This window comes from Desnuesiella massiliensis, assembly GCF_001403615.1.
Lineage (GTDB): Bacteria > Bacillota > Clostridia > Clostridiales > Clostridiaceae > Desnuesiella > Desnuesiella massiliensis.
This window is the reverse complement of the sequence record NZ_LN879456.1, coordinates 1,282,235-1,301,188: the sequence shown is the minus strand read 5'-3', so window position 1 is coordinate 1,301,188 and position 18,954 is coordinate 1,282,235. Positions and strand designations below refer to the sequence as shown.

21 protein-coding genes are annotated in these 18,954 nt (G+C 32.6%); 18 read left to right on the top strand and 3 right to left on the bottom strand.

All coding sequences use genetic code 11. The features are described 5' to 3' along the window. The first annotated feature begins 4 nt into the window (after nucleotides 1-4). The 10 genes from BN2665_RS17095 to BN2665_RS17050 all read left to right on the top strand — a co-directional run bounded on the left by BN2665_RS17095 (nucleotide 5) and on the right by BN2665_RS17050 (nucleotide 8,223). The gene (locus tag BN2665_RS17095) at nucleotides 5-2,524 is read left to right on the top strand and encodes a cation-translocating P-type ATPase (RefSeq protein WP_055668286.1); all 2,520 of its coding nucleotides are present in this window, start codon (nucleotides 5-7) and stop codon (nucleotides 2,522-2,524) included. A 257-nt stretch (nucleotides 2,525-2,781) separates the two neighbouring features. Next, complete coding sequence (locus tag BN2665_RS17090) at nucleotides 2,782-3,111, top strand: transposase (protein ID WP_055668276.1); 330 nt, start codon at nucleotides 2,782-2,784, stop codon at nucleotides 3,109-3,111. Next, nucleotides 3,096-4,037 carry an IS3 family transposase gene (locus BN2665_RS17085; protein ID WP_154674971.1) on the top strand — a complete coding sequence of 314 codons (942 nt, stop codon included), beginning with the start codon at nucleotides 3,096-3,098 and terminating at the stop codon, nucleotides 4,035-4,037. The genes BN2665_RS17090 and BN2665_RS17085 overlap by 16 nt, the downstream gene beginning before the upstream one ends. A 61-nt stretch (nucleotides 4,038-4,098) precedes the next feature. Beyond that, nucleotides 4,099-4,455 carry a flagellar basal body rod protein FlgB gene (gene flgB / locus BN2665_RS17080; RefSeq protein WP_074042330.1) on the top strand — a complete coding sequence of 119 codons (357 nt, stop codon included), beginning with the start codon at nucleotides 4,099-4,101 and terminating at the stop codon, nucleotides 4,453-4,455. Nucleotides 4,456-4,550: 95 nt separating this feature from the next. Continuing rightward, complete coding sequence (locus BN2665_RS17075) at nucleotides 4,551-5,015, top strand: zinc ribbon domain-containing protein (protein WP_055668284.1); 465 nt, start codon at nucleotides 4,551-4,553, stop codon at nucleotides 5,013-5,015. A gap of 14 nt (nucleotides 5,016-5,029) precedes the next feature. After that, entirely contained in the window at nucleotides 5,030-5,800 is a 771-nt protein-coding gene (locus tag BN2665_RS17070) for a cation diffusion facilitator family transporter (RefSeq protein ID WP_055668283.1), read from the top strand. 48 nt (nucleotides 5,801-5,848) lie between these two features. Next, a complete protein-coding gene (locus BN2665_RS17065; protein ID WP_055668282.1) occupies nucleotides 5,849-6,142 on the top strand; it encodes a transposase in 294 nt (97 codons plus the stop codon). Further along, complete coding sequence (locus tag BN2665_RS17060; RefSeq protein ID WP_154674973.1) at nucleotides 6,112-6,981, top strand: IS3 family transposase; 870 nt, start codon at nucleotides 6,112-6,114, stop codon at nucleotides 6,979-6,981. The genes BN2665_RS17065 and BN2665_RS17060 overlap by 31 nt, the downstream gene beginning before the upstream one ends. After that, a complete protein-coding gene (locus BN2665_RS27905; protein ID WP_055668280.1) occupies nucleotides 6,972-7,163 on the top strand; it encodes a cation transporter dimerization domain-containing protein in 192 nt (63 codons plus the stop codon). Before BN2665_RS17060 ends, BN2665_RS27905 begins: the two co-directional genes overlap by 10 nt. Before the next feature lie 322 nt (nucleotides 7,164-7,485). Beyond that, on the top strand, nucleotides 7,486-8,223 hold the full coding sequence (locus tag BN2665_RS17050) for a protein kinase family protein (protein ID WP_074042328.1): 738 nt from the start codon (nucleotides 7,486-7,488) through the stop codon (nucleotides 8,221-8,223). A 108-nt stretch (nucleotides 8,224-8,331) separates the two neighbouring features. Here BN2665_RS17050 and BN2665_RS17045 read toward each other — a convergent pair whose 3' ends face one another. Next, nucleotides 8,332-9,210, bottom strand: coding sequence for an IS3 family transposase (locus BN2665_RS17045; RefSeq protein ID WP_242865980.1), 879 nt, complete (start codon nucleotides 9,208-9,210; stop codon nucleotides 8,332-8,334). Between the two features lie 47 nt (nucleotides 9,211-9,257). Beyond that, nucleotides 9,258-9,587, bottom strand: a complete 330-nt coding sequence (locus tag BN2665_RS17040) for a transposase (RefSeq protein ID WP_055668276.1) — start codon at nucleotides 9,585-9,587, stop codon at nucleotides 9,258-9,260. Between the two features lie 215 nt (nucleotides 9,588-9,802). Between BN2665_RS17040 and BN2665_RS17035 the strand changes: the two genes are divergently transcribed. The 6 genes from BN2665_RS17035 to BN2665_RS17010 all read left to right on the top strand — a co-directional run bounded on the left by BN2665_RS17035 (nucleotide 9,803) and on the right by BN2665_RS17010 (nucleotide 14,854). Beyond that, on the top strand, nucleotides 9,803-10,528 hold the full coding sequence (locus tag BN2665_RS17035; protein WP_055668279.1) for an endonuclease/exonuclease/phosphatase family protein: 726 nt from the start codon (nucleotides 9,803-9,805) through the stop codon (nucleotides 10,526-10,528). Nucleotides 10,529-10,664: 136 nt separating this feature from the next. Further along, the gene (locus BN2665_RS17030; protein WP_055668278.1) at nucleotides 10,665-11,609 is read left to right on the top strand and encodes a relaxase/mobilization nuclease domain-containing protein; all 945 of its coding nucleotides are present in this window, start codon (nucleotides 10,665-10,667) and stop codon (nucleotides 11,607-11,609) included. A 69-nt stretch (nucleotides 11,610-11,678) separates the two neighbouring features. Beyond that, nucleotides 11,679-12,140 carry a DUF1524 domain-containing protein gene (locus BN2665_RS17025; protein ID WP_055668277.1) on the top strand — a complete coding sequence of 154 codons (462 nt, stop codon included), beginning with the start codon at nucleotides 11,679-11,681 and terminating at the stop codon, nucleotides 12,138-12,140. Nucleotides 12,141-12,208: 68 nt separating this feature from the next. Beyond that, on the top strand, nucleotides 12,209-12,538 hold the full coding sequence (locus tag BN2665_RS17020) for a transposase (protein ID WP_055668276.1): 330 nt from the start codon (nucleotides 12,209-12,211) through the stop codon (nucleotides 12,536-12,538). Then, nucleotides 12,523-13,464 carry an IS3 family transposase gene (locus BN2665_RS17015; protein ID WP_154674971.1) on the top strand — a complete coding sequence of 314 codons (942 nt, stop codon included), beginning with the start codon at nucleotides 12,523-12,525 and terminating at the stop codon, nucleotides 13,462-13,464. The genes BN2665_RS17020 and BN2665_RS17015 overlap by 16 nt, the downstream gene beginning before the upstream one ends. A gap of 223 nt (nucleotides 13,465-13,687) precedes the next feature. After that, the gene (locus BN2665_RS17010) at nucleotides 13,688-14,854 is read left to right on the top strand and encodes a hypothetical protein (RefSeq protein WP_055668275.1); all 1,167 of its coding nucleotides are present in this window, start codon (nucleotides 13,688-13,690) and stop codon (nucleotides 14,852-14,854) included. Nucleotides 14,855-15,044: 190 nt separating this feature from the next. Here the strand turns inward: BN2665_RS17010 and BN2665_RS17005 are convergent, their stop codons facing one another. Then, on the bottom strand, nucleotides 15,045-16,259 hold the full coding sequence (locus BN2665_RS17005) for an IS256 family transposase (protein ID WP_055668274.1): 1,215 nt from the start codon (nucleotides 16,257-16,259) through the stop codon (nucleotides 15,045-15,047). A gap of 154 nt (nucleotides 16,260-16,413) precedes the next feature. Here BN2665_RS17005 and BN2665_RS17000 point away from each other — a divergent pair, with 154 nt between their 5' ends. Beyond that, entirely contained in the window at nucleotides 16,414-18,594 is a 2,181-nt protein-coding gene (locus tag BN2665_RS17000) for a VirD4-like conjugal transfer protein, CD1115 family (protein WP_055668273.1), read from the top strand. Then, the gene (locus BN2665_RS16995) at nucleotides 18,584-18,934 is read left to right on the top strand and encodes an Mbov_0395 family pilin-like conjugal transfer protein (RefSeq protein ID WP_055668272.1); all 351 of its coding nucleotides are present in this window, start codon (nucleotides 18,584-18,586) and stop codon (nucleotides 18,932-18,934) included. Before BN2665_RS17000 ends, BN2665_RS16995 begins: the two co-directional genes overlap by 11 nt. Nucleotides 18,935-18,954: the final 20 nt, after the last annotated feature.

Here is an 18,954-nt window from a genome sequence, read left to right as displayed (position 1 = left end):
TTTTATGACAGACTACAAACAAAGCATGGCGGGACTAAGCTCCGTCGAAGCGAAGAAACTGCAGGACAAATATGGTAAAAACGAATTGACTCCACAAAAGAAAGATAGCTTCATTAAGAAGGTCTTTCACATCATTTGTGAGCCGATGTTTTTACTGTTAATTGTTGCTGCAGTTATTTATTTTATCCTTGGGGAACCAAGGGATGGTGCAATCATGCTGATTTTTGTTATAGGTATTATCAGTATTGATGTTATTCAAGAATGGAAAACAGATAAAACTTTAAATGCACTTAAAGATTTATCGGCTCCTCATGTCACAGTAATCCGTGATAGAAAAGAAACTGTTATCGCAAGTTCAGACCTTGTACCTGGCGACTTGATGATGATTTATGAGGGTGTGAAAATCCCGGCTGATGGTATTGTAGTAAAATGCAATGACCTTTGTGTCGATGAGTCTTCCCTTACCGGTGAGGCAGAGGGAGTCTGGAAGATAAACACAGAAAACGCAGAGCCTACGAAAGATTATTGGCGTAAAGATTATTGCTATGCGGGAACATTGGTAACTCAAGGAACAGCAACTGTATTGGTTGATAAAATCGGTGCAACGACTGAATATGGTAAAATCGGTGCTAATGTAGCCTCAGCACCAAATGAAGATACCCCTCTCCAGAAACAAACAGGTAATCTAGTGAAAATTTGTGCAGGAATTGCAGCTGTACTGTTTGCACTTGTCGGAGTGGTTACCTATTTTAATCTTCCTGATCATGTTTTTGGGGATAGAATTATTGAAAGTATTCTTTCAGGTATAACTCTTGCAATGGCGATGATACCTGAAGAATTTCCTGTAATTCTAACCGTATTCTTATCTATGGGAGCTTGGCGCTTGGCAAAAAAACAATCCCTTGTGCGTAAATTACCATCTGTTGAGACTTTAGGTGCAGTATCTGTACTATGCGTTGATAAGACGGGAACAATAACCATGAACCAGATGACTGTGCAGAATACCTGGGCACTGAACGATGATACACATTCTCTCATTGAAACTATGGGACTTGGTTGTGAGACAGATGCTTATGATCCCATGGAAAAAGCAATGTTAAGTTATTGTGATAGTCATGGAATTTCGAAGGAGCATTTGTTTGGCGGAGAACTTATCACAGAGTATGCCTTTACAAATGAACTGAAAATGATGGGGCATGTATGGCGCAGAAATGGTGAAATCATCATTGCTGCTAAGGGATCGCCAGAGCGAATTTTGACTGTTTGCAATATGTCAAATAAGGATAGAGAGCTTACTGAACAGAAAATTACTGAAATGTCTAAAGAAGGACTACGTGTTATCGCCGTAGCTAACATGAAGCCACAAACCGAAAGTGACATTCCAGAAAAAATCACAGATTGTTCGCTGACACTTCTTGGATTAATTGGTCTTGCCGATCCTCCGAGAGAGAGCGTAAAAAATGATATTGCTGTCTGTAACAAAGCTGGTATTCGCGTAGTAATGATTACAGGTGACAATGGTATTACCGCTTCATCCATAGCAAAAAAAATTGGTATGCCAAACAGTGACCATATTATAACTGGAGATATGTTAAATGAAATGAGTGACGAGGAGCTTCGTGAAAAAGTCAAGGACGTAAGTATCTTCTCCCGTGTTGTTCCTGAACATAAAATGCGTATTGTTAAAGCATTTAAAGAGAATGGAGAAATCGTTGCAATGACAGGTGATGGTGTAAATGACGCACCGGCACTTAAATATGCGGATATCGGTATAGCAATGGGCAAGCGTGGTAGCGAGGTATCAAGAGAAGCTGCTGATTTAATTCTAATGGATGATAACTTTACAACCATCGTTGAAACAGTGAAAGATGGTAGAAGAATCTACGATAATATTCGTAAGGCAGTAGGATATGTTTTCACAATTCATATTCCGATAGCATTTGCCTCACTTTTAGCTCCAATGTTGGGTATAACACCAGCAGCAATACTTCTTCTGCCTCTTCATGTTGTTTTACTGGAGTTGATTATAGATCCAACCTGTTCCATCGTTTTAGAGCGTCAGCCTGCTGAATCAGACATTATGGATAGGAAACCGCGCAATCCGAAAGAGAAATTATTAAACGCAAGAATCTTTATTAAAAGTATTATTCAGGGACTCGTAATTTTTGCAGCTTCCTTTGGTACTTACTTTACCATTCTTGGAGGCAATCCCGACAATGCACCATTAGCTCGTGCAATGGGGCTTGCAATTATTATGTTATCAAATCTGTTTTTAGTTCAGGTTAATAGCTCGGATCACGATTTTGCATTTCAATCAATTGTTCGTCTTGCAAAGGATAAGGTTATGTGGGCAGTTAATATTTTCACAGTCCTTGGGTTGCTCATTATCCTGTATACACCAATTAACCATTTCTTAAAATTTGAGCCACTATCGGCCAGTCAGTTTTTTGGAGCAGTAGGAATAGCAGCTGCAGCTGTATTGTGGTATGAAATTGTGAAACTTGTTAAGAAAATTATCAAATGATAAATGCTTAGTTATTTCATAAAATGACTTAACTGATATCTGATGGAATTATGACTTAAAGTTTCATCAGATATCGATGAAGTATTACTACTAGATTAAGAGCTATGTTATTTAAACAATGTACAAATTTACTAACCGCGATAACCATTCACAGTGAGAGGAGATACTATTATGCTTGATAACTCTTAAGCCCCTAGATTGACTTGGACAATTGCCTATACATTTATTATAATGTAGAAAGTGATTGGAGGTAAGTTATGAAAGGTAAAAGTTATACAAAAGAGCTAAAAGATGAAATATTAAGAGAAGTACAGGAAGTAGGAAATGTTTCACTAGTTGCAAGAAGACACGGAGTGTCAAAGTCAACCATATTTACTTGGATAAAAAATTCAAAAGCTAAGGATGAAATTAAAGTTAAGCCAGGAAGAAAGACTTTAATTGGGGGAGAAAAGGAGCTTGAAAGCGAGCTTACAGAAGTAACAAAAGAAAATGATCAGTTAAAAAAGTTATTAGGAGAAAAAGACTTAGAAATAGCAATTCTTAAAGACTTAATAAAAAAAGCAAACCCTCAATTAAAGATAAAGTAGACATAGCTAAAAAGTATATAGATCAAGGATATAACGCAGTTTTTGTACTGAAAGTAGTTAAGCTTGGGAGATCAACATATTACTATAACTTAAATGTGGAAGGCAAAGAAAAAGCAAAACCTAAAGGCGGAAAGCCTAGAGGATATAGCTTAAACAAAGAGAATAAAAAGATATGCGATGAGCAAATTAAAGAATTTATTATGGAGTCAATCGATGGTGATGCTATTAACTATGGATATAGAAAAATAGCCCACCACTTAAGAAAGTATTATAATCTTGTGATTAATCATAAGAAGGTTTATAGACTATGTAAAGAACTCTGTGTGCTCAAAGATCAAAGAGTTATTAAACCTAAAATAAAGAGAATTATTGCAGCTAACAGAACTATAACAGGCTCAAATCAACTATGGGAAATGGATATAAAATATGGCTACATCCAAGGTGAGGATAAATTCTTTTACCTGTTAAACTTGATTGACGTCTTTGATAGAAGTATTATCGATTACCATATGGGATTACACTGTGAAGCTAAAGATGCTACCGCATTACTTAGAAAGTGCCTAATAAGAAGAAATCTATTTGAGGAAGGAGCTAAAAAGCCCGTAATAAGAACAGATAATGGTCCACAGTTTGTAAGCCATAAATTCAGCAAATGCTGCACAGAAATTAAAATAGAACATGAAAGAATACCAGTAAAGACACCAAATAAAAACGCTCATGTAGAATCATTTCATAGAATACTTGAGGATGAATGTTTAAAAATCAATGAGTTTCAAAATTATGCGGAAGCATATGAGATAGTAAACGAATTCATGGACTTTTATAACGATAGGCGAATGCATTCAAGCTTAAAGTTTATGTCACCAAATGAGTTTTACAACCTTTATTTTGGAGAAAGCCTAACCAATATTGAGATAAGGGCGTAAATCTAAGAAAAGTAGAGAATTTATTAGTCCTTGTCCAAAACAAAGGGGTTAATCCGATAAAATATTTGAGAGTAAAAATATCGTTCACAAGGCTTTAGATGCAAGTTGGATGCGCAATCAAGTAATAGCTCAGAATATTGCAAATGTTGATACACCAAATTATAAAAGAAAAACGGTAACCTTTGAAGAACAACTACTTCAAGAAATTAGTAAAAGTGATTTTAAAAATAGCGATGTAGAAAATGTTGATATAGAAGTTATACAAGAAAACAGTAATCTAAGTTATAGACTGGATGGTAATAATGTGGATATAGATACTGAATCAGCAGCATTGGCAGAAAATACAATTCGCTATAATGCTTTAGTACAGAGTGCAGGATATTCAAGTTTAAAATACGTTTTAGAAAATGCTAAATAAACTACCAACATTGAACTATCGTATGGATATTACTATATTGTTCTTAAAAAATATAAGTGAAATCCCATCATTAAAAAAATAAAGGAGTGATTAAAATGAGTTTCTTTTCAAAATCATCAAAAGGTCATCACTATAAAAACGGTAATAATGGATACAATCATTACAGACAAAATGGAGTTTTGGGTAATCTTTTTAATACTATTTTTTCGGGAAGCCATTCAAAGGATCATTATGATCCCTACTACCAGCCTCATCCAAATCAACAGCCTTATCCAAATCAGCAGCCGTATCCAAATCAGCAACCGTATACGAACCAACCCAACCCTAATCAGCCAATGTATCCAAATCAACCAATACAAGCGAATCAGCCTTTACAAAATCAGACCATAGGTCAGCATAATAATTTGATTTGCAGTAAATGCAATTCTAAAATCCCTGCGGGTTCAAAATTCTGCTTGGAATGTGGTGAAAGGGTAAACGTAGAATTGACATGCCCTAATTGTAAGGAAAAGCTTTTACCAAACGCAAAATTCTGCATGAATTGCGGATCAAAGATATAGAAAAAGGAGAACCAATGAATAAAGAATCAGGAAATACAAAACAAGCAATATGGGTGTTATGGATTATCATGGGATTGAACTTTGGAGTTGCCATATTTAAAATTGTCATAGGAACAATCGCAAATAGTGGAAGTATAATCGCAGATGGTTATCACTCTTTAAGTGATGGAAGCGGCAATATTGTAGGTATTGTTGGTTTATCCATTGCCGGACGTCCGATAGACAAAAATCATCCATATGGGCACAAGAAATTTGAGACTATTTCAAGCATGATTATTGGAATGTTATTATTTGTTGTAGGAAGTAAAGTTGCATATAATTCTATAATAAATATAATACATCCCAAAACACCTGAGATATCTACGATTAGCTTTGTTGTAATGATTTGTACATTGATTGTAAATATTTTTGTTGTTATATATGAACGTTCACAGGGGATAAAACTATCAAGTGATGTTTTGATATCGGATTCGGAACATACAAAAAGCGATGTACTTATTACGTGTGGGGTTATTGTTACAATGATCTTATTGCGAATGGGTGTTCCTCCAATAATAGATGGATGCGTATCATTACTAATTTCATTGTTTATATTTAAGGCAAGTTTTGAAATTTTTATGGAAGCAACCAAAACATTAACGGACTCAGCAGTTCTGAACAGTGAAGAAATATATGAAGCAACAATGTCGTGTGAAGAAGTAAAAGAGTGTCATAAGATAAGAAGCAGAGGAAGAAAAGATGAAGTGTTTATAGATGAAAGTTGTATAGTAAAAGTACACACCTAAAACAGTTAAAAATATAGTATAATTTTAACAAATGGAGGTTGTGTACTTATGGCAAGAAAATATACAAGTGATTTTAAAATTCAAGCATGCGAATTAGTGGTAAACGAAGGTTTAAAACCGAAGGTTGTCGCTGAAAAATTTGGCATTAGCCATATAATGCTATATAGATGGATTGATGAGTTTAAAACTTACGGACATCAAGCTTTTGTAGGTAGTGGAAAGCTTCGTCCAGAGGACGCTAAATTAAAGAAACTTGAGAAGGAAAATGAAATTCTCAGGCAAGAGGTTGAAATACTAAAAAAAGCAGCGGCATACTTTGCGAAACAACAAAAGCACGATTAGAGTTTGCCAAAAAAGAACTCAATCAATATGACACAAGCTTAGTATGCCGTATCTTAAAAGTGTCAAGAAGTGGCTTGTATAAACACAAATTCAAATGTAAGACAGTTAAAGAAATAGAGGTTGAGCAGGAAGTAATTAATTGTTTTAAAAGACATCATGGAAACTATGGTAGAATTCGTATTAGAAAAGAACTTTTAAATAGGGATATCCATGTCTCGGAACCCAAAATTACTTCAATATTAAAGCATAATGGACTACAACCTAAATGTGGTAAAAAACGTAAAAGCTACGCTAAAAAGACATCTGCAGAATATCTTAGTGAGAATTTGGTTGTAGATAAATTTTCTATCACTAATCCAAATGCTCTTTGGTGTGCTGATATTACTGAAATAAAAATCTATAAATCTAAGCTTTATCTAAGTGCAATAATTGATGTAGCTTCGCGTAGAATAGTAGGTTGGAATATAAACACTCACATGAGACAAGAAATAGTACATGAAGCTATAAACATGGCGTATCATAGATTTAAGCCTACAGAGGGTGTTATATTTCATTCAGATCGTGGTTGTCAGTATACCTCAAACGCTACAAAGGATATTCTTATAGGTTACAAAATGCGTTCAAGCATGTCTAGACCTGGAAATCCAAGTGACAATCAACCTATAGAAACATTTTGGAAAACCCTTAAGCAAGAAATTGAGGACATTTCAAAATTAAAGTTCAAGGAAGCGAAGCGTGCAATTATCAAATATATTGAGTTGTACTACAATAGTGATAGAATGCACTCATCGCTTGATTATAAAACACCAAATCAATTTTGGAAAGAAAAATGTTCTTAAAAATTAACTGTTTTATTTGTGTAATATTCTTGACAGTTTTCGATCTACATGTATTGGTTATTCCAGATATGAAAGTTTCTGAGGCACATGCTTTGCAACATAAAATTGAAAACGTGCTTAAATCAAAATTTGGTAGCCAGACTTCAACGATTATTCATGTTGAACCATATGAGTCTATATAAAATTAATTGCGTAATGAATGTCAAAAAACCCTATATTGCCAGTTGGAAACATATCTCACTATGTAATGTGAGAATGATATTTGCACCAAAATAGCAAGGAGGTCTTCATTATGAAAAGTAAAAATTGTATTAACATAAGAAAATCTTTTCTCCGAAAACCAAGTTGTTCTTGCAATACGAAATATACGTTATTTATATGCTTAATTATTTGCCTATCAGCTGTACTGTTATGGCTTGTAGATTTACTTCTGTCATTTAGTTAAGGATATTAAATTAATTAGTTTGGAAAAAGGATATCATAAAGGAGCAAAAATATAGTACTATGATACTTCCATTTTACTCAAAAACATGCATGGAAAAGGAGATTGGTGGTTATACAGTCGTTCACTCTGTAGGGGAAGGTCGATATGGAAAGTGCTATTTTGCATCTTCTCCATCAGGGTCACCTGTTATAATTAAGCGTTTTAAATCCAAAATGCTTAAGAAGAATAAAGAAAAAAATGTACACGAAGCAGTCATCCTTTCACAGCTCAAACACGAAAAAATTCCAGAATTGTTAGGTGTAATAAATAATAAAGGGTTTTATGCCTTTGTTTTGGAATTTAAGCCGGGCAAGACGATAGAAGAAATGCTTTTCAAACAAAATTATGTTTTCAACGCTTCAGAGATATATAATATAGGACTTCAATTAATTGAGGTTATTAAGTACTTGCATTATAACGGTGTGGTTCACAGAGATATTAGGTGTGCCAATGTTTTGTATGACGGTAATAATATTTCGCTTGTGGATTTTGGATTAGCCAGATGGATTGATGGCAAGCAATATAAATGTGATACCGACTTTTCTTATTTGGGTGATTTGCTGTTATATCTTTTATATTCTACCTTTGAAAAGCCTAAGAAAAGCAAAAAACGCCCATGGTATGAAGAAATAAGTATTAATTACAATCAAAAATTATTTATAAAAAGACTTCTAAGATTAGAGCCTCCTTACAGCGATATCATTGAAGTAGAATGTGATTATATAAAACATTTTAAACCCAAAGAGACCACCATTTAAAGTAAGTGTAAGCTTTTGTACGTAAAACACTTGGCGAAACGCTTCGTGATTTCGGATTAACCCCTTTGTTTTGGACAAGGACTAATAAATTCTCTACTTTTCTTAGATTTACGCCCTTATCTCAATATTGGTTAGGCTTTCTCCAAAATAAAGGTTGTAAAACTCATTTGGTGACATAAACTTTAAGCTTGAATGCATTCGCCTATCGTTATAAAAGTCCATGAATTCGTTTACTATCTCATATGCTTCCGCATAATTTTGAAACTCATTGATTTTTAAACATTCATCCTCAAGTATTCTATGAAATGATTCTACATGAGCGTTTTTATTTGGTGTCTTTACTGGTATTCTTTCATGTTCTATTTTAATTTCTGTGCAGCATTTGCTGAATTTATGGCTTACAAACTGTGGACCATTATCTGTTCTTATTACGGGCTTTTTAGCTCCTTCCTCAAATAGATTTCTTCTTATTAGGCACTTTCTAAGTAATGCGGTAGCATCTTTAGCTTCACAGTGTAATCCCATATGGTAATCGATAATACTTCTATCAAAGACGTCAATCAAGTTTAACAGGTAAAAGAATTTATCCTCACCTTGGATGTAGCCATATTTTATATCCATTTCCCATAGTTGATTTGAGCCTGTTATAGTTCTGTTAGCTGCAATAATTCTCTTTATTTTAGGTTTAATAACTCTTTGATCTTTGAGCACACAGAGTTCTTTACATAGTCTATAAACCTTCTTATGATTAATCACAAGATTATAATACTTTCTTAAGTGGTGGGCTATTTTTCTATATCCATAGTTAATAGCATCACCATCGATTGACTCCATAATAAATTCTTTAATTTGCTCATCGCATATCTTTTTATTCTCTTTGTTTAAGCTATATCCTCTAGGCTTTCCGCCTTTAGGTTTTGCTTTTTCTTTGCCTTCCACATTTAAGTTATAGTAATATGTTGATCTCCCAAGCTTAACTACTTTCAGTACAAAAACTGCGTTATATCCTTGATCTATATACTTTTTAGCTATGTCTACTTTATCTTTAATTGAGGGTTTGCTTTTTTTATTAAGTCTTTAAGAATTGCTATTTCTAAGTCTTTTTCTCCTAATAACTTTTTTAACTGATCATTTTCTTTTGTTACTTCTGTAAGCTCGCTTTCAAGCTCCTTTTCTCCCCCAATTAAAGTCTTTCTTCCTGGCTTAACTTTAATTTCATCCTTAGCTTTTGAATTTTTTATCCAAGTAAATATGGTTGACTTTGACACTCCGTGTCTTCTTGCAACTAGTGAAACATTTCCTACTTCCTGTACTTCTCTTAATATTTCATCTTTTAGCTCTTTTGTATAACTTTTACCTTTCATAACTTACCTCCAATCACTTTCTACATTATAATAAATGTATAGGCAATTGTCCAAGTCAATCTAGGGGCTTAAGAGATAATTTTATATAATGAATCAATATATTTGAAAGAACAATAGAAATTTTATTGAGTTTGTTTATAAATTATGTAGAAGATCTATAACAATCGACAATGAAATGTACAAATTAGAGTTTGTTTAGAGGAGAAAAAGATTCTATGCAGGTACTATATCTTAATACAAATGGATTTTCTGGTAGTGAAGGTAAAAGAAGCAAAGAAATGAAAAATATAAGTATAGCAAAAACAATACTAGAAAAAATATTAGAAAAAGCAGAACCAGAGATAATGATATTTTCAGAATTTGATGTAAATTCACTTGCGGGTAGATATGTAATAGAATATCTCGAAGGTAAAGGATATTATTGTATGTATCCTAATAATTACACATACATAAGTAAAATGTATACATCGATAGTTTTGACATTTGCGAAAAGAAAAATTCATTCGACATCGAGTTTAGGCATAGAGTTAAAATGGAATGAAATACTGTATGGTGATTACAGAATTGTTGGTGTTCATATACCAGATAGTAAAAATGAATATGATAGAGCCGTTAAGTATTGGACTGACTTATCTAATCATTATCAAAAGCATAAAAATGAGAAGGTACTATATATCGGAGATATGAATGTTTTTAAAGATGACAGCTATGGAAAAAGTATGCTGAATGATTTGCTGAATTGTGGTGCAAAGGATGGTTGGATAGAAACAGGACATACTAATAATAAACTAGAGGATTTTACATTTACAGGTAAAACAAGGATTGATTATGCAATAATGTCACAAAAAACATTAGAGTATGTGAATTATATGGAGAATTTTCAAGAATTCTTTGAAAAAAGATTGTCTGATCATTCTGTGCTTTTAGTAGATTTAAAATAAACATACAAAATTCCAATTTATCGAAATTAAATTGCGCATTTTATAAGGATATTAAAATTATAAGAACACTTGTTGTTTTAAAATAGCAAGTGTTTTCTATTTTTACCGTAATTAAGTGAAAAAGTGTGGTGAATTCATGGCGGTAATAGAGTTTATAAATGCATCCAATAATACTTATAAAGGTATGAAAAGAGCTATAAATTATATAAAGAATCCTTTAAAAACAGCAGAATATTTAACTGGAGGAAAAGATTGTTCGCCAGATACAGCTTATGAAGAATTTATCATGACTAAGCAGAACTTCAATAAAGAAAAGGGAAGGCAGTTTATACATTTTATTCAGTCATTTTCCCCTAATGATAAAGTAACACCAGAAGTTATAAATGAGATAGGTAAAAGGCTCTTAGAGCATGAAGTTTTTAAGGATTTTCAGGTACTATATGCAACTCATACAGATAAAGAACATCTTCATACTCATTTTATTATAAATTCAGTTAGGTTTACTAAAGGATATAAGTGGCAGCTATCGAAGGAACAATTAGAAAGTGTGAAGGAATATTCAGATGAGTTATGCAAAGAATATGGTCTTATTGTTGTTGATGGAGAAAAAGGAAAGCATAAAAACAGAGGAGAATATAGAGCAACGGATAAAAAGCAAAGTTGGAAATACGAGCTGTATCTCGCAGTAAAGCATTGTAAATGGTGTAGCAGAAGCAAGAATGAGTTCATAAAAAATATGAATAAGCTTGGTTATAAAGTTGATTGGACAGATGAAAGAAAATATATAACTTTTACAACTTTTGATGGCAAGAAGTACAGGAATAGAAAACTATATCCCCCAGAACAATTTACAAAAGAAGCACTTTTTAAAGCTTTTGAATTAAATAAACAGAAGGCTGATAAAAAGCAACTTGAAGCAAGCATGGAATTATTATTGACAGCAATTGGAATGATTTCTAAGGATAATAGTAATAAGTATAATTCTCGGTTATCCTTGACTGCTCTGGAAGGACAAGCGAAGAAGGAAAGGGCTATTGAAGAAACTAAGGGCAGAGGATTGAATTGGGAAAATGAGAAATAATCTCTTAACAAACTAGTATATTTTTCGAAAATAAAATTGTAATAAATTATAAGTTTTGGGAGGTTAACTATGGACAGTAATTATAAAATTAATAAGAGAGATCCTAGATTAAGATATGCGTTATGGAAAGTGCATGAATTTAGAGATTATTATTCAGGTAATGAATTAGAGTTTGTTAATTTAGAAGTAGATCATATAATTCCGGAATCTTTATGTAAAAATACTGAAAAGTTTAAAGAATATTTGAAATTAATGAACTTAGATGATGATTTTGAAGTCAACAGTATCTTGAATTATGTTCCTACAAATAGATTTATAAATAATAGAAAAAGTAATGGTCTTTTACCACCAGCAATAGCAGCGCTTGCTTTAAATAGAGCTAAAAGAGTAGCTAAAAAAGTAATCAAATACATTGAATTGTTTGACAAAGATATAGAAGTAAATGAAATAATTACAAATTTAAAAACAAACATTAAGAGCGAAAAGGAAATAGAATATGTTTATGACATGATAACAGATGATAACTCTTAAGCCCCTAGATTGACTTGGACAATTGCCTATACATTTATTATAATGTAGAAAGTGATTGGAGGTAAGTTATGAAAGGTAAAAGTTATACAAAAGAGCTAAAAGATGAAATATTAAGAGAAGTACAGGAAGTAGGAAATGTTTCACTAGTTGCAAGAAGACACGGAGTGTCAAAGTCAACCATATTTACTTGGATAAAAAATTCAAAAGCTAAGGATGAAATTAAAGTTAAGCCAGGAAGAAAGACTTTAATTGGGGGAGAAAAGGAGCTTGAAAGCGAGCTTACAGAAGTAACAAAAGAAAATGATCAGTTAAAAAAGTTATTAGGAGAAAAAGACTTAGAAATAGCAATTCTTAAAGACTTAATAAAAAAAGCAAACCCTCAATTAAAGATAAAGTAGACATAGCTAAAAAGTATATAGATCAAGGATATAACGCAGTTTTTGTACTGAAAGTAGTTAAGCTTGGGAGATCAACATATTACTATAACTTAAATGTGGAAGGCAAAGAAAAAGCAAAACCTAAAGGCGGAAAGCCTAGAGGATATAGCTTAAACAAAGAGAATAAAAAGATATGCGATGAGCAAATTAAAGAATTTATTATGGAGTCAATCGATGGTGATGCTATTAACTATGGATATAGAAAAATAGCCCACCACTTAAGAAAGTATTATAATCTTGTGATTAATCATAAGAAGGTTTATAGACTATGTAAAGAACTCTGTGTGCTCAAAGATCAAAGAGTTATTAAACCTAAAATAAAGAGAATTATTGCAGCTAACAGAACTATAACAGGCTCAAATCAACTATGGGAAATGGATATAAAATATGGCTACATCCAAGGTGAGGATAAATTCTTTTACCTGTTAAACTTGATTGACGTCTTTGATAGAAGTATTATCGATTACCATATGGGATTACACTGTGAAGCTAAAGATGCTACCGCATTACTTAGAAAGTGCCTAATAAGAAGAAATCTATTTGAGGAAGGAGCTAAAAAGCCCGTAATAAGAACAGATAATGGTCCACAGTTTGTAAGCCATAAATTCAGCAAATGCTGCACAGAAATTAAAATAGAACATGAAAGAATACCAGTAAAGACACCAAATAAAAACGCTCATGTAGAATCATTTCATAGAATACTTGAGGATGAATGTTTAAAAATTAATGAGTTTCAAAATTATGCGGAAGCATATGAGATAGTAAACGAATTCATGGACTTTTATAACGATAGGCGAATGCATTCAAGCTTAAAGTTTATGTCACCAAATGAGTTTTACAACCTTTATTTTGGAGAAAGCCTAACCAATATTGAGATAAGGGCGTAAATCTAAGAAAAGTAGAGAATTTATTAGTCCTTGTCCAAAACAAAGGGGTTAATCCGATAAAGACCAATTTGAAGATAGAAAATATATTAATAAAGAAGATATATTTAGACCTTATCAAAGAAGTATAAGAAGAATTGATTTAGATGGATTTTTACCATCCTTTAGAGAAAGCGAAGCTAGTTGTATGTTTTTATTTAGGACGCTTTCAATTAGGGGATGTATGATGACATTAAATAATAAGCAAATAATAAATCAATTATTTAAAGGAATAAAAACCGATCCTAAATATGATTTAAGAGGATTTATTTCATATCACACAAAAGAAGATGATTATTGTATTCAATTAGGTAATAACAGATTTATTTTAAATAAAGAAGAAACATATGAGTTATGTACTATAGTAGATGATTTTACGTCTGAATATATGGAATCACTAATGGAAGTTGAAGAAAAATTAGGTACAATAAGCTTTAAGAGAAGTAGAAAAGGCGCTTATAAATTAATTAAAATTAATACAGAATTGTGGAAAATGATAGTAAGATTTATGAGCAAAAATGATGCATATAATACTAGTGGGGAATGGAGTATCTTTGATCCTAATGAATATATGATAAAAGTATATAGTCAAAATCATAAAAGATACCAGAATGGATATCATGCAATAATAAATTTAGAAAGAGACTATGATGATATTTTTGACCAATATAGTATTCCCAATAATGACATATGGCTGGTGTGGAAACCTCATTTTACAGTACATAGTCTTAAGGATCTTCAGAATATAGATGAAAAAAGTAATTGGAATGCCATAATGACATTTAAATGGTTAATAGAAGAACTAATACCAAAGGTTATATATGAAAATACAATATCTAACAATATATTTGGAAAACCTAAAATTGCTTACCGTGATTTTTTGGAGACTTTTAATGTATATTCATACATAAGTACTGATTGTATTCAAATAATTGAAATTGATAAAATTAAAAGTAAATTAAATCTACTAGAGGCTATGAATTGTTTACAAAGCTTTTTCTCAGTTTATGAGTCTACTTTTATGAAAAAAGAAAATATTGATAATATATATTTAGCTCTAATTGAAGTATTGAGAAGCTCTAAAAAATTCGATATAGGATATGTAACAGGAAATTTAGGGTTTACAAAAACAAATGATTATAAAACATTAATTCAAGATATACAAAACTATACAAGTAAAATTCAAGATAGTATAGTTGGTAGTTTTACAATTGATACTACATTAAGGTGTATAGTCGTAACTTTAAGAGATTTTGAGTGTTCACTTTCAGAGAATCAGATTAGTAATATTTGCTCACTGTTGAAGCCCCTGATTGAGATTTATAATAGAGAGATTTTATTAAAGAAACAATAAACGGATTTTTTTGAGTCTGTAAATTAATTTGTGTAAACCCTAAAAATCCTAAAGATGGATATATGAAAATTTAGTTGATAGGAATGCAACAGGATGTGCTGTATTCCTATCTTTTACTTTAATGCTATTTTTATGCATCCATTTAGAAAAAAAGTTATGTCGCCATAGAGTATGAATTGATGGACAAGTACTAAACTATGCTCTTATCAAGCCTATCTTCAAAATGTATAGATAGCTGCGCTAGAACAAGTGCCCAGTTTCTTATGTTTTGAGTCCATTTCTTTGTTATATCCTGAGTTGCTAGATACAGCATCTTTAGAAGTGACTCATCTGATGGGAAGATACTCTTAGCTTTAGTGACCTTCCTTAGTTGTCTATTATAGCTTTCCATTGAGTTAGTAGTGTATATTATCCTTCGGATCTCCTCAGGATACTTAAAGTAGGTAGATAGATCTTCCCAATTGTTCTCCCAACTGCTTATGGCAATTGAATATAGATGTCCCCATTTTGTTTTAAGATTTTCTAACTCCATAAGAGCCATGTCTTCTGTTGCTGAAGTATATACCTGTTTTAAGTCCTTACAGAACTCTTTCCTGTGTTTATACGGTATGTATTTTGTTGAGTTTCTTATCTGGTGGATTATGCATCGCTGAATTTCAGTATTGGGATAAATAGCTCTTATAGCCTCTCTGAATCCAGTTAGACCATCAATGGCAGCTATGAAGATATCTTTTACACCTCTGTTTTTTAAGTCCGTTAGGACACTAAGCCAATACTTAGCACTCTCATTTTCACCTACCCAAATTCCAAGCACATCCTTTATTCCATCAATGTTAACACCAATAATTATGTAAGCTGCTTTGTTTACTACTTTTCCGTCACTTCTAACTTTATAGTGTATAGCGTCTAAAAAAATTATAGGATATATGGGGTCTAATGGCCTATTCTGCCATTCCTGAGCTATAGGCATTATCTTCTCAGTTATCTTTGATATTAGTGTAGGGGATGCCTCCATACCATAAAGCTCCTCTAGGTGTGATGCTATATCTCGTGTGCTCATTCCCTTAGCATACATTCCTAATACCTTATCTTCTATTCCGGATATGTCATTTTGATACTTCTTAATCGCCTTCGGCTCAAAGTCGCCCTCGCGGTCTCTAGGTACTGCAATATCAACTTCACCGAAGTCCGATAGGACTCTCTTTGATGTAGACCCATTTCGGCTATTCTTTGTCGTTTTATTTTTGTAGTCATACTTTGAATATCCTAAGTGGTCATCAAGTTCAGCCTCAAGCATTTCCTGTAGTGTACTTGCAAATAGATCTTTTAACGCTTGTTGTAGTTCTTGTGCATTTGTTAGGTTATTCTCTCTTATAAACTCTCTAAGTAATTCTTTCTTAAGCATAATTGTCTGTGTACCTCCTCTGGATTACTATTTGTTAGTATATCCATCTTGAGGTTTACACAGACTATCATACACACTCATTTTTTTAAAGACTTACCATTTGGTAGGTCTTATTTTTATCCTCAAAAATAAATTCAGAAAGGAGCACTACTATATGAAATCCAAAAAGAAAAAGCTACTAATAAGCCTACTCATATTAGTGAGTGGCATTTTATTTAACCTTTATTTTTCTAGCATTATTCATCAGCTGCTTTCAAAGCAAATGACAATACTAAAAATCCCAAACTTAATAATATGTATCCATAGCATGGCGGTAAGTAAAAAACACTTACTGCTTTTTTTATGTCTTGATGGGTTTATAGCTTTATTTTCGGTATTCTACTATCTAGCAAACAATAAGCCTTATCAGAGTGATTTAAGGGTAATAACACCTAAAATTTCAACACCAGTACCAGCAGGGCAAAAGCAGTTTGGTTCTGCTGAGTGGCTTACAGAAAAAGAGAAGGATTCAGCTTTTAATAGCTTTATTCTAAATACAAATGACAACGGGATAAAGGTATTAATAGAACAAGGATATGATGATTTAAAAGAAATGAAGAAAGGATGGAATGAAAGAAATGAAAGAGAAGATGAAGGGGAAAAGAAGCAAGAAAAATGCTCAGAGAGGAAAGAACAGTTTACCATGGAAGGAGAAAAAGGAAATATTCAAGGAAAATCCAAAGATGAAACCTCAAAATGTTCAGGTGAATTTACCAAAACTCTTTTATCGCAGGGTGGGATAGTTTTAGGTTGTAAAAAACATAAGGGAAGTGAAAAGGTTTATTTTATAGGAGAAGATGTTCATAGCCTTTGTATTGGAGCTACTCGTTCAGGTAAAACAAGAACTGTAGTACTTGAAAGTATAGGTACAATAGCACTTGCAGGGGAAAGTATGATATTAAGTGATCCTAAGGGAGAATTGTATGCTTATACCTATCCTTTTTTAGAAAGGTTAGGTTATGAAGTTATAGCCATAGATTTCAAAAATCCTGAAAAGAGCAGTAGGTATAATTTCTTGCAGCCTATAATTGATGCAGTAGATAATAATGATGTTGCTAAAGCTATTGATGCAACCTGGGATTTAACCTCACAGCTTGTAGGAGAACCAAAGGGTGAGAGAATATGGACAGATGGTGAAGCTTCTATAATTGCAAGTGCTATTATGAGTGTGGTTTATGACAACAAAGATGGCAATAACAGAAAATATCAGAATATGACTAATGTTTACTACTTTATTAGTGAGATGTGCAAGGCTACTGGTAACACTATGCCAATAATAGAATATGTTAAAAAGCTAAATCCTTCCCATCCTGCTAAAGCTTTACTTGCTATTTCAGAAGTAGCACCAAGCAAAACTAGAGGAAGTTTTTATACTGCAGCTCTTACAACTCTAAGATTATTTACTAATCCTTTAATCAATTCCATGACTAATGTAAGTGACTATAATCCTAAGGAAACAGGAAGTAAAAGGAGGGCTATATTTATAATACTTCCAGATGAGAAAACAACTTACTATACCTTGGCAAGTCTATTTGTATCACAGCATTATATTGAACTTGTAAAAAGTGCAGATGAGAGAGGTGGAAGACTAAAAAACAGAGTAAATTTCTTACTTGATGAATTTGGTAATTTTGCTACAATACCTGATTTCTCTAATAAGCTAACCGTTGGTGGTGGCAGGGGAATCAGGTTTAATTTATTTCTACAGAGTTTTGCACAGCTTGATGATAAGTATGGAAAGGAGGTGGCGAAGACCATAAAAGGCAATTGTGAAAACTGGATTTATCTTCAGGCAGACGATATTGAAACTCTTGAGGAAATATCAAAAAAGCTTGGGAACTACACAGTATCTACTTATTCTTTAAGTGCATCCCAGGCAAAATTTTCTACTCCATCTAGCTCTCAAAGTATTAATTTAACCCATAGAGCACTACTTGCAGCAGATGAAATAAGGCTAATATCAAGACCTTACAGCTTAATTACTTCAAGAAATAACCCTGCAATTATGTATTCACCAGATTTGTCAGCTTGGGAGTTTAATAAAATGTTTGGACTTGGAGATAAAGAACATAACAGAAAAGTAAGGGAGCTAAGGCAAAACAGAAGAAAATCAAGAAACATAAACATGGTTGATATGGACTTATGGGGAATATGGCTTTACTATGCGGCAAAGGAGGAAGTAGGTTTAATAAAGCAATCAGTGAGAAATATGGGTATAAAGGCTTCTAAAATCCAATCAGGATATTTTTATGAAGAAAGCGAAAAGAAAGGAGAACTATACAGCGATGAAGATTAAGAATTTATTAAAGGAAGTAAAAGAAAAGGCTTGGGCAGTAATTTTAACTTTATACGCCTTATTTATGAGTAGCTATACAGTCTATGCCGATGATAATGTACAAAATAGCAAACTTGTAAAAGGTACAGAAAAACTTATAAATGACATAACAACTTGGCTTATGATATTTGCTCCAGTAGTAGCAGGAGTGCTTATAATATACTTCTTTATAAGACGTAGCGCTGCCGATGATATGGATCAGAAGAAGTGGAACAACAGAATTGTAGTTGCTATAGTTTCTTGCATAGGTGCAGTTATAGCTTCAGCTACATTAAATTTAATAATTGGATATTACAAATAATTTTAAAAAAAGTGGAGGTA